Source organism: Pseudomonas sp. RIT-PI-r (genome assembly GCF_001297015.1).
GTDB lineage: Bacteria > Pseudomonadota > Gammaproteobacteria > Pseudomonadales > Pseudomonadaceae > Aquipseudomonas.
Genome location: NZ_LIGE01000036.1, coordinates 34,119 through 47,239 on the forward strand (window position 1 = coordinate 34,119; position 13,121 = coordinate 47,239).

The following is a 13,121-nucleotide window of genomic DNA, read 5'->3' on the forward strand; positions in this document are numbered from 1 at the left end:
TGTTCACATCAGGAAATTGTGGGAGCTGGCTTGCCAGCGATGAGGCCGGTACAGACACCGAAAAAACTACAGACCCTCCAGCTCCGCCATCAGATCATTCAACCGATCAACCTTCTCTTCAGTGATATCACTCGCCGCCAGTCCATCAATGTACTCGGCCAACTCCTCCACTGTGCTGCACTCGAACATCGCCCGCAGCGGCACATCACGTTGCAGGGATTTCTGCACCCGCGAAGCGATTTGCGTGGCCAGCAACGAATGCCCGCCCAACTCGAAGAAGTTGTCGCGCACCCCGACCTGCTCGACCTTCAGCACCTCAGCCCAAATATCAGCCAGCGTCTGCTCAAGATCATTGCGCGGCGCCAGATAGTGCTGGCTCTGCAACTGGCCGATTTCCAGTGCCGGCAAGGCTTTGCGGTCGAGTTTGCCGTTGGCATTCAGCGGCAGTTGGTCGAGCCACGACCAGTGCAGCGGCACCATGTATTCCGGCAATTCGGCGCGCAGGCGCTGTTTGATCCGCTCCAGGCGTTCGCTCGGATTGAGTGCCGAATCGGCGGCGACCAGATAGCCGACCAGGTGCTTACCGTTGACACCCTCCTGCACACCGACCGCACCATCGCGCACTTCCGGCTGTTCATGCAGGCGCGCTTCGATCTCACCCAGTTCGATGCGGTAACCACGAATTTTCACCTGGTGGTCAACCCGGCCAACATATTCCAGCACACCGTCACTGCGGCGCCTCGCCAGGTCACCGGTGCGATACAGACGCTCGCCCGGCGCACCGAACGGGTTCGGCACAAACACCGGCGCGGTGCGCAACGGATCGCTGACATAACCGCGACCAACGCCGGTGCCCGCGACACACAACTCACCCACCGCGCCCAACGGCACCAACTCCAGCGCGCCATCGACCAAGTACAACAAGTTGTTGTCGGTCGGCGTACCGATCGGCAAATAGCTGCCGCGCGTCGAGGCCAAGTCGACACGGAAAAACGCCACGTCATCCGAACACTCCGCCGGTCCGTAAGCGTTGACCAGACCGATGTCCGGGTAACGCAACAGCCACTGGTGCGCCAGTTCTGGCGGCATGGCTTCACCGGTCGGCAACATCCAGCGCAGACCATCGAGGCTCAGTCGCTCCGAGGCGAGCATGCCCTGAATCAGCGACGGCACGCTTTCCAGCACGGTGATGCCCTGCGCTTGCACGTGCACCAGCAAACCTTGCGGATCGTGGGCGATGGTGTTCGGCACGATGTCCACCCGCGCACCGAACAGCGGCGCGGCGAGGAACTGCCAAACCGAAATATCAAAGCTTTGCGATGCGGTCTGGGCGATGACGTCGGCGTCGCTCAGGTTCAGATATGGCACCTTGCTCAACTGGTTATTGAGCATGCCGCGCTGCTCGACCATCACGCCTTTCGGCAAGCCAGTTGAGCCCGAGGTGTAGATCACGTAAGCGAGGTTGTCCGGGCCGCTATAGATGCCCAAGTCCTGTGCCGATGTCGCCGCCGTTTGAATCTCTTCCCACACCAGCAAGCGTGGGCGATTGGCGCAGCTGAATTCATCCAGCAAGGTCTGCGCCTGTTCAACGCACGCTTGAGTGCAGACCAGCACCGGCGTGCGGCTCAGCTCGATGATGCGTTGCAGACGCTGGCTCGGCAGGCCCGGATCCAGCGGCAGATAACCGGCACCGGCCTTGAAGCTGCCGATGATCATGCCGAGCAGATCGAGATTACGTTCGGCGAGCAGTGCCACCGGTTGATCCATCTGCACACCCGCGGCGACCAGTGCATGGCCGAGACGGTTGGCGTTGTGGTTCAGCTCGGCGTAGCTCTGTTGCTGATCAAGGCACGTCGCGGCGATACGCTGCGGATGCGCAGCGACCTGCGCTTCGAACAGCGCCACGTAGCTCTGCTCCAGCGGATAGTCGTGGGCACTCTGGTTGCAACCGTGCAACAGGAAATCCTCTTCCTCGGTACCCAGCAGCGGCAGATCGGCCATGTCGCCATGGAAGCCATCGACCAGCGCCAGCAGCAGACGCTTGAACTCGCCGAGCATGCGCTCGATGGTCGTTTCATCGAAGTAACGCTGATCATAAGACAGGTGCAGGCCAAGGTCGTCGCCCGGGTAGCACACTGCCGTCAACGGGAAGTTGGTGTGGGTACGGCCCGAATCCGACGTCGCGTTGAGACTCTGCGCACGGTCCAGTACCGAGACTTCCACCGGGGCGTTTTCAAAGACGAACAGACTGTCGAACAGTGGCTGGCCTTTCGGCAATTCGCTTTGTTCCTGGATGTTCACCAGCGGCAGGTATTCGTACTCGCGCAGCTGCATGTTGCTGTCGAGCAAACCGCTCAGCCACTGACGCACACTGCTGCGCTGATCGTCTGCAGGCATCTGCACCCGCAGCGCAATACTGTTGATGAACAGGCCAACGGTGCGTTGCATCTCCGGCATTTCCACCGGGCGCCCGGCCACGGTGACGCCGAAGAGCACATCACGATCGCCGCTCATGCGCCGCAGTACCAAGGCCCACGCCGCTTGGGCGAAGGTGTTGATGGTCAGCTGATGGGCCTGCGCCAGTTCACGCAGACGTGCACCGTCCTCGACATTAAGACGGGTGTAGCGGTCGCCAACGATCATGCCGCCGCTTTCGCCAGCATGTTCGCGCAGGAATGGCCGGTCACTCGGGATCGGCGTGGTGCGCTCGAAGCCTTGCAGGTTCTGCTGCCACCAGTTCCGCGCTTCGGCGAGGCTCTGGCGTTGCAGCCAGCCGATGTAATCGCGATAACGCGGCGGCACGGCGAGTTGCGCTTCACGACCCTCGCCCATCGCGGTGTAGATCTCGAAGAAGTCGTTCATCAACAGCGAGCGACACCAGGCATCGATAAGGATGTGGTGGTTGCTCATCATGAACCAGTAACGCGCCGCGCCGACCTTGATCAGGCGCAGGTGGAACGGTGCCTGATTGAGCAGATTGAAACCAGCCTCGCGCTCGTTTTTCAGCAGCGTTTGCAGCTGCGGTTCCTGCTCGCTTTCAGCGATGGCGCTCCAGTCCAGATACTCGATCGGCGTGCGACCCGGCGTGTGAATCACTTGCAGCATGTCTTCGCCAACGTTCCAGCAGAACGAGGCGCGCAGCGCTTCGTGACGGGCGATCACCGCTTGCCACGCCTGGGCGAAACGCTCGGCGTCGAGTTCGCTGTTGATGCGGTAGCGATCCTGCATGTAGTACAGACCGGTGCCCGGTTCGAGCAGGGTGTGCAGCAACATGCCTTCCTGCATCGGCGTCAGCGGATAGACGTCTTCGATGTGCGCGGCCGGTACCGGCAAGGCATCCAGTTGCGCCTGAGTCAGTCTGGCCAACGGGAAGTCCGACGGCGTCAGGCCACCGGCCTCGTCTTGCAGGCAATGGGCGATCAGGCTTTGCAGTTCACCGATATAAGCATCGGCTAGATCGTTGATGGTCTGCGCCTCGTAACGCTCGCCGCTGAAGGTCCAGCGCAGGAGCAATTCACCGCCGTAGACCTGACTGTCGATGCTCAGTTCGTTCGGCAATGGCGCCTGCGGATCGTGGGCAGCACCGACCGGCTCATCCAGCGGACGGAACAGCGCATCACTGCCGAAACTCTGGTCGAACTGACCGAGGTAGTTGAAGGTGACCGGCGCGTTCGGCAGCGCGGCCATGCTGCGCTGGCTGAGGTCATCGGCGAGATATCGCAGCACGCCATAACCCAGACCTTTGTGCGGCACGGCACGCAGTTGCTCCTTGATCGCCTTGATCGAAGCGCCCTGCCCTGCAGCTTCTTCGATGTTGTGCGGGGTCAGGCGCAGCGGATAAGCGCTGGTGAACCAGCCGACGGTTCGAGTCAGATCGATCTCGTCGAACAGCGTTTCGCGGCCGTGGCCTTCCAGTTGAATCAGCGCCGACGGCTGCCCGCTCCAGCGGCACAGCACGCGCGCCAATGCGGTCAGCAACAGATCGTTAACCTGAGTGCGATAAGCGCTCGGCGCTTGTTGCAGCAACTGCCGGGTGTGCTCGGCATCGAGGCGCACGCTGACGGTTTGCGCATGACGATTGTGCTGGCCGCCCTGTGGGTTTTCGCACGGCAAATCGGCGTTCTGACCGGCCAGTTGGGTCTGCCACCAATTGAGTTCTTCACGCAGGGATTCGCTGCCGGCGTAGGCCTGCAGACGCGCTGCCCAATCCTTGAAGGCACTGGTTTTCGCCGGCAGTTTCACCGCTTGTTCGGCGTCGAGTTGGCGGTAAACGGTTTGCACATCGTCGAGCAATACGCGCCACGAGACGCCGTCGACCACCAAGTGATGGATGGCGATGAACAGGCGTTGCTGACCTTCAGGGCCATCGACCAGCACGGCGCGCACCAGCGGACCATTTTGCAGATCGAGGCTGCGTTGAGCATCGGCGAACAGCGCTTCGCACTTGTCCATCGAGGTCACGCGCACTTGCCACAAGACAGCGGCATCGGACACCGCTTGGTGCGTGGCTTGCCACTCGCCGTTGGCCTCGGTAAAGCGCAGACGCAGGGCGTCGTGCTGCTCGATCACCGCCAACAACGCCTGCTCCAGACGGTGCGGTTCGAGGGTCACGGTCGGCTCCAGCAACAGCGCCTGGTTCCAGTGCTGACGCTCCGGAATTTCCGTGTCGAAGAACCAATGCTGAATCGGCGTCAGACGCGATTCACCAACCACCAAGCCTTGCTCCGCCGTCACCCGCTCGGTGCGGCTGGCCACAGCGGCGAGGGTCTGCACGGTCTGATGCTGGAACAGATCACGCGGGCTGAAATGAATACCCTGCTGGCGCGCACGGCTGACTACTTGAATCGACAGAATCGAGTCGCCGCCCAGTTCGAAGAAGTTATCGTTGAGGCCAACCTGTTCAACGTTGAGCACCGCGCACCAGATCTGCGCCAGGGTCTGCTCAAGTTCATTGCTCGGCGCAACGTAGTCCTGACGATTCAGCTCCGGATCCGGCGCTGGCAACGCGCGGCGGTCGAGTTTGCCGTTGGCGGTCAGCGGCATGCTCGCGAGCAAAATCAGGTGCGTCGGCACCATGTAATCCGGCAGTTGCGCCTTGAGGTGCGATTTCAGCGCCTCACGCAGCTCTGCCTGTTTCGTTTCGCTTTGCTCGGCGATTTCGCTGACCAGATAGCCCACCAGTTGTTTGCCGCTCGGCGCATCCAGTGCCAGCACCACGGCTTCGCGGATCGAATCGTGATCGAGCAGGCGCGTTTCGATTTCGCCCAGTTCGATACGGAAACCCCGGATTTTCACCTGATGGTCGATTCGCCCCAGATACTCCACCAAACCATCGGCACGCTGCCGCACCAGGTCGCCAGTGCGGTACATGCGCCCGCCATCGGTGGCGAACGGGTCAGCGACAAAACGTTCGGCAGTGATGCCTGGACGGTCATGGTAGGCCTGGGCCAGACCGGCGCCGCCGATGAACAATTCACCGGTCGCGCCTTGCGGCACCAGCGCCAGATCGGCGTCGAGAATGTACGCCATACGCGCGCCAATCACGCTGCCGATCGGCACACTGCCCGCGCCCTCTTCCAGCACCTCCGGCGCCAGACTGGCCAGCGGCATGACCACGGTTTCCGTCGGGCCGTAGGCGTTGAAGAACATCGCCGGTTTGAACGCTGCACGAATGCGTTGCAGATGTTCACCGGTCAACGCTTCGCCGCCGGTGATGATCATCCGCACCGGCAGAATTTCATTTTGCGTCGAGAGGAACTGCGCCAACTGGCTGCCGTAGCTCGGGGTGAAACCGAGCACGTTGATTTTATGCGTGCGGATCAGACCGCAGATTTCTTCCGCGTCCCACTGACCCTGCGCGCGCAATACCACCTGCGCGCCACTGAGCAGCGGCACCAACAGACGCTCAGTCGCGGCGTCGAAGTTGATCGAATAGAAGTGCAGTTCGCAATCGTCCGCACGCATGCCGAAACGCTCGATCACTGCTTGGCAATGCATGGCGATTTCGCCGTGGGAGACCACCACGCCTTTCGGCTTGCCGGTCGAGCCCGAGGTGTAAATCAGGTACGCCTGATGTTGCGGCAGGCTGATAAACGGCAGTTCAGTGGCCGGGTAATCAGCCAGCTCCACGCTGTCGTCTTCCAAACACCAACGCGCCACGCTCGCCGGCAGATCGCCGAGGGCTTTGAACATCGCGCGATCGCTGAGCAGCAGGCCAATGCGACTGTCTTCGATCATGTAATGCAGACGGTCGAGCGGGTATTCCGGGTCCAGCGGCACATACGCACCGCCAGCCTTGAGAATCGCCAGCAGGCCGATGACCATTTCCAGCGAACGTTCCAGCGCCAGACCAACGCGCACTTGCGGGCCAACGCCACGCTCACGCAGGGCCCAGGCCAGACGATTGGCGCGGGCGTCGAGTTCGGCGTAGCTCAGGGTCTGCCCGGCGAAGGTCAGGGCCGGTGCGTCTTTGCGCGCCAGCGCTTGTTCGGCGAACAGATGATGGATGCACTGGTCAAGACGATGCTCGCCCGGCGCGATGCCGAGGCTGTCGAGCAACTGCTGTTGCTCGGGCTGCTCGAGCAGCGGCAATTCACTGAGGCGCTGTTGCGGATCGGCGATCAGCGCTTCCAGCAAGTTGCGCCAATGTTTGGCCATGCGCGCGATGGTCGGCTCGTCGAACAGATCGGTGCTGTACGTCAGGCAGCAACCGAGGCGATGATCGAGGTCGGTGACTTCCAGATTGAGGTCGAACTTGGTCGCCCGCGCATCGTTGGCCAGGTACTCGACGGTCATACCGGCGAGCATGCGGCTCTGCTGGAATTCCCAGCGTTGCACGTTGCACATCACCTGGAACAGCGGGTTGTACGCGGCACTGCGCGGCGGCTGCAACGCTTCAACCAGATGATCGAATGGCAGATCCTGATGCGATTGGCCTTCGATCACGGTGTGGCGCACCTGCTCGAACAATTCGCCGACCGACATCATGCCGTCGAGCTGGCAGCGCAGCACTTGAGTGTTGAGGAAAGCACCGATCAGCCCTTCACTTTCCGGACGAATACGGTTGGCCACCGGCGCGCCGATGCGCAGATCGGTCTGGCCGCTGTAGCGGTAAAGCAGGGTGGCGAGCGCGGCGGTCATGGTCATGAACAGGGTCAGACCGTTTTGCGCATTGAACGCACGAACCCGCGCGGCGAGGTCGTCGCTCAGGTCGAAACGGAACAGCTCGCCCTGGTGGCTTTGCACCGGCGGACGCGGGCGGTCGCCGGGCAATTCCAGCAGCGGATGTTCGCGACCGAGTTGCGCCGTCCAGTAATCGAGTTGGCGTTGACGCTCACCGGATTCCAGCCAGTGGCGCTGCCAGACGCTGTAGTCGAGGTACTGCACCGGCAGCGGCTCCAGCGGCGAATCGCGGTCGTCGACAAACGCTTCGTACAGTGCGCTGAGTTCGCGGGCGAAGATATCCATCGCCCAGCCTTCGGTGACGATGTGGTGCAGGGTCAGCACGAAGTAATGTTCCTGCTCGGCGGTCTTCACCAGACAGGCGCGCAGCAGCGGGCCAGTTTCCAGATCGAACGGCAGATGCGCTTCTTCATCGGCGAATTGCTGAACCTGTTGCTCGCGCAGATCGGCGGCAATCTTCGAGAAATCCTTCCAGCCCATACGCACGCCGGTTTCGGCATGCACCTGCTGACGGGCGACGCCGTCGACACTCGGGAACGTGGTGCGCAGGGTTTCGTGGCGCAGGATCAGCGCTTGCAATGCGGCCTCGAAACGCTCGACGTGCAACACGCCGCGCAAGCGCGCCATGCCACCGACGTTGTACGCAGGGCTGTCCGGCTCCATCTGCCAGAGGAACCACATGCGCTGTTGCGAGTAGGACAGCGGCACCGGTTTGCTGCGATCAACCTTGTCGATCGGCGGCTGTTTGTTGGTGCGGCCGCTGGCCTGGATCAGGCGGATCTGTTCGGAGAAATCACCGAGTTCGCTGTGCTCGAACAAGGCGCGCAACGGCAGCTCGACGTCGCAGGCCTGACGGGTGCGCGAGATGATTTGCGTGGCCAGCAGCGAATGACCGCCGAGGGCGAAGAAGTCGTCGCGCAGACCGACTTGGGTAAGGCCAAGGACTTCGCGCCAGATCGCGGCGATCTGCTGTTCCAGCTCAGTCACCGGCTCGACGTGTTCACGTACTTGCCATTGCGGCTCGGGCAGCGCGCGGCGGTCGAGTTTGCCGCTTGGGCTGAGGGGCATTGCGTCAAGACGCATCAATTGCGCCGGGACCATGTATTCCGGCAGCTCGGCGGCCAGTGCGGTTTTCAGCCGGGTGATTTGCTCGTCATGATTTTCGCTGGCATCGGTGGCGGTGAAGTAGCCGATCAGCTGCGCGCCGGCAGCGGTTTCACGCACCAGCACCACGGCTTGGGCGACGCCGTCCTGCGCTAGCAAACGTGCTTCGATTTCTTCCGGTTCGACGCGGAAGCCACGCAGTTTGACCTGTTGATCGAGACGGCCGAGGTATTCGATCACGCCGTCAGACGTCCAGCGCGCACGGTCGCCGGTACGGTACAAACGTGCGCCCTGCTCGCCCAGCGGATCGACGACAAAACGCTCTGCGGTCAACGATGGACGGCCGAGGTAACCACGGGCCAGACCGATGCCGCTGATGCACAGTTCACCCGGCACACCGGCCGGCACTGGATTGAGATCGGCATCGAGCACGCGGCAAATCACGTTGCCCAACGGACGACCGATCGGCGAGCGTTCGCCATCGGCCGTGGTGCAATGCCAGTGGGTGACGTTGATCGCGGTTTCGGTCGGGCCGTAACGGTTGTGCAATTGCACCGCCGGCAGTTGCGCCAGCACGCGGTTACGCAGTTCGGCCGGCAGCGCTTCACCGCCGGAGAATACCCGGCGCAGGCTGGTGCATTCGGCGCTCAGCGGTTCATCGATGAACAGCGAGAGCAGCGGCGGCACGAAGTGCAGCGTGGTCACGCCATATTCCTGAACCAGTTGCGCGATGCGGTGCGGATCGCGGTGTTCACCCGGGCTGGCAATCAACAGGCGCGCACCGGTGATCAACGGCCAGAAGCATTCCCACACCGAGACGTCGAAACTGATCGGTGCCTTTTGCATCAGCACATCCGTTTCATTCAGTGCGTAAGTGTTCTGCATCCATTGCAGACGTTCGGCCAGTGCCGCGTGGGTGTTGCCGACACCTTTCGGTTGGCCGGTGGAACCCGAGGTGTAGATCACGTAGGCGAGGTTGTCGCCGTACAGGTGCAGGCCCGGCGCCTGGCTCGGCCAGTTTTCCAGGTGCAGCGCGTCCATGGCGATAACACTGACGCCGTCGCTGGCCGGCAAGCGGTCGAGCAATTCGGTCTGGGTCAGCAGCAGTTCGACGCCGCTGTCGCTGAGCATGTAGGCCAGACGATCCGCCGGGTAGTCCGGGTCCAGAGGCACGTAAGCGCCGCCGGCCTTGATGATTGCCAGCAGACCGATCAGCAGTTGCGGCGAACGCTCGGCGGCGATGGCTACACAAACGTCCGGGCCGACGCCTTTGTCGCGCAGGTAATGCGCGAGGCGATTGGCCTGGGTGTGCAGTTCGGCGAAGTCGAAGCTGCCGCCGTCCCACACCAGCGCGGTGCGTTCCGGCGTGAGGCGCGCCTGTTCATTGAGCAACTCTGGCAGCCACTGTTGCGCCGGGGTGCACGGGGCGACGCTCCAGTCTTTTTGCTGATTGTATTCGCCGACGGTGAGCAGTTGCAGATCGCCAATCGCTTGCTCCGGACGTTCGCAAACTTCGCGCAGCAGGTTGCTGAAGTGTTCGGCCAGACGCCCGATGGTCGCGGCGTCGAACAGTTCGCTGGCGTAGTCGAACGACAGGGTCAGGCGACCGTTACGGTCTTCTTCGCTATGCAATTGCAGGTCGAACTTGGCTTCGCGGCTGTGCCACGGCAATTCTTCAGCAAGCAGACCCGGCAGACGCTTGAGTGCACTCAAATCGCGCTGCTGGTGGTTGAACATGACCTGGAAAAGACCTTGTTCGCGGGCCTGCGGGAACGCTTCGAGCAACTGTTCGAAGGGCAGATCCTGATTCGCCTGGGCACCGAGCGCGGCTTGGCGGGTCTGGGCCAGCAGTTCGACGAATGACAGGCGCGAATCGATCTCGGCGCGCAGCACCTGAGTGTTGATGAAAAAGCCGATCAGGCCTTGGGTTTCCAGGCGCGGACGGTTGGCGTTGGGCACGCCGATGCGAATGTCGCGCTGACCGCTGTAGCGGTGCAGCAGGCTCTGGAATGCCGAGAGCAGCAGCATGAACGGCGTCGATTGATGCGCCTGCGCGGTGGTGCGGATCGCATCGCTGAGGCTCACACCCAGACGCACGGTGTGGCGGGCGGCACTGTGAACGTGTTGAGCCGAACGCGGGTGATCCGTGGCCAATTCCAGCGCCGGATGTTCGTCACCCAACTGCGCTTTCCAATACGCCAGTTGCCGTTCGCCCTCGCCTTGCGCCAGCCATTGGCGCTGCCAGCTGCCGTAGTCGGCATATTGAGTTGGCAGCGGCGCGAGGCTGGCAATCGCACCTTGCGAAGCGGCGGCGTACAGGCGCGAGAACTCGTCGATCAATACATTCAGCGACCAGCCGTCGGCGATGATGTGGTGCAGGGTCACCAGCAGTTGGTGATCTTCGTCATCGAGACGCACCAGCGTCACCCACAGCAGCGGGCCTTGTTCCAGGTCGAACTGGCTGCGTGCTTCGTCTTCGCGGATTTGCTGCGCGCGCGCTTCGCGCTCATGGGCCGGCAGGTCGCTGATGTCGATCAGTTGCAGGTTGAATTCAGCGGCGGCATCGACGTGTTGCAGGGCGACGCCGTCGCGCTCGAAGAAGCGTGTGCGCAGCGATTCGTGGCGTTCGATCAGTTGCTGGAAGCTGGCGCGCAAGGCGTCTTCATCGAGCTCGCCGCGCAAGCGCAGGCCGCCGGGAATGTTGTAGGCGCTGCTCTGCGGGTCGAGTTGCCAGGTGATCCACAAACGGTTTTGCGCCAGCGATTGCGGCATCGGCTCGTTGCGCGACAACGCGCCGATCGCGCCTTGGGCGTTGCCGCCGTCCTGCTGCTGTTGCGCCACCGCAGCGGCAAATGCCGACAGCGTCGGCGCTTCGAACAACAGACGCAGGTTCAGCTCAAGGCCAAGTTCTTCACGGACCCGGGCGATCACTTGCGTGGCAGCAATCGAGTTGCCGCCAAGCAGGAAGAAGTGGTCGTCGGCGTTGACCTGTTTGACGTTGAGTTGTTCGGCCCAGAGCTTGCCGATCAGTGCTTCGAGTTCGGAGGCGCTGGCGGTCGACTCTTGGTCTTCAGTTACTGTCGACGGGAATACGGCGTAGCTGTCGAGGCTGCCATCGGCCAAGCGATTGCGGCACGCCGAACGCTGCAATTTGCCGCTGGAGGTTTTCGGCAGCGCGCCCGGATTGAGCAGCACCACCACGCTTGGCGCCTCTTGATACGCCTCGGCCACCGCTTGGCGAATGGCTTTGATCAAGGCTTCCGGCGGGAGGATTTTCTGCACGCTGCGGCTGATTTCCGCCGCGATGCCGATGCCCTCTTCACCATCCTGACTGACCGCAAATGCGGCGACGCGGCCCTTGCGCACCACTTCCACTTCGTTCTCGACGGTCTTCTCGATGTCCTGCGGATACAGGTTGTGGCCGCGCACGATCAGCATGTCTTTCAGGCGACCGGTGATGAACAGCTCACCGTTGCGCATGAAGCCCAGGTCACCGGTGCGCAGCCAGGCGCGGCCGGCATGCTGGACGAAGGTCTTGGCGCTGGCTTCGGGGTTGCGCCAGTAACCGTGGGCGATGCTCGGACCGGCCGCCCAGACTTCACCGACGGCGTTATCGGCGAGTTCTACGAGCGTGCTCGGCTCGACGATCAGCACCGCGTGTTCCGGCTGACTGATGCCGCAACTCATGATCGGGCTGCCCTCGCCCGGCTCGGCGCGGTTTTGCGCCAATGCTTGATCATCCACCCGCAATGCCGGGATGCCGGTGCCGCGCGGGGTGCCGGCGACGAACAACGTCGCCTCGGCCAGACCGTACGAGGCCATGAAGTTATCAGCACTGAAACCGCACGCAGTGAACTTCTCGGCGAAGCGTTCGAGGGTGTCGAGACGAATCGGCTCAGACCCGGAATAGGCTACGCGCCAGCGACTCAGGTCGAGACGTTCAAGGGCCGATTCACTGACCCGTTCGCTGCACAAGCGGTAGGCAAAATCCGGCCCGCCACTGATGGTGCCGCCGTATTGGCTGATCGCTTCGAGCCAGCGCAGTGGACGACCAAGGAAGTACGCCGGCGACATCAGAATGCACGGCACGCCGCTGAAGATCGGTTGCAGCAGACCGCCGATCAAACCCATGTCGTGATACAGCGGCAACCAACTGACGATCACATCATCCGGGTTCACGTCGATGCCGAAACCGTGACGGATCAGCAGTTCATTGGCGACCAGATTGCCGTGGCTGACCTGCACGCCTTTGGGCAGCGCGGTGGAGCCGGAGGTGTATTGCAGGAAGGCGATGTGGTCTTGCGGCAGGTTCGGTTCGACCCAGTTTTCGGCCTGTGCGCTGTCGAGCGTATCGACGCACAGCAACGGGGGCGCGCCTTCGATCTGCTGCAAAGCGTCACGCAGGTCGGCGCTGGTCAGCAGCAGACGTGGTTCAGCGTCGGCGATGATCGACAGCAGGCGCTCCTGGTGATGACGACGCGCGGACTCCGGCGGATAAGCCGGCACGGCGATCACGCCCGCGTACAGGCAACCGAAGAACGCCGCGACATAGTCCGGGCCGCTGGGAAACAGCAGCACTGCGCGATCGCCGAACTCAGCCTGGGCCTGCAGTGCTGCCGCTATGGTGCGCGCGCGTTCATCCAGCTCGCGGTAACTGAGCACCACGCCCTGCTCCTCGGTTTCAGCGAGAAAACGCAAGGCCAGTTGATCCGGCGTCAGGGCCGCGCGGCGCTGGAGGGCTTGGACCAGGGTGCTGGGGAGTTCGAACGCGTCGGTCATGAGGTTTCCTGCCTGAATTCGGCTTGCGAGTGGAATCGGGTTGCTGTGTCACGCCC

The 13,121-nt window shown here is 62.5% G+C and carries 1 protein-coding gene; it reads right to left on the bottom strand.

The window, feature by feature from the left end:
- Positions 1-66: 66 nt before the first annotated feature.
- A complete protein-coding gene (locus tag AK821_RS20590; protein ID WP_064391348.1) occupies positions 67-13,065 on the bottom strand; it encodes a non-ribosomal peptide synthetase in 12,999 nt (4,332 codons plus the stop codon).
- Positions 13,066-13,121: the final 56 nt, after the last annotated feature.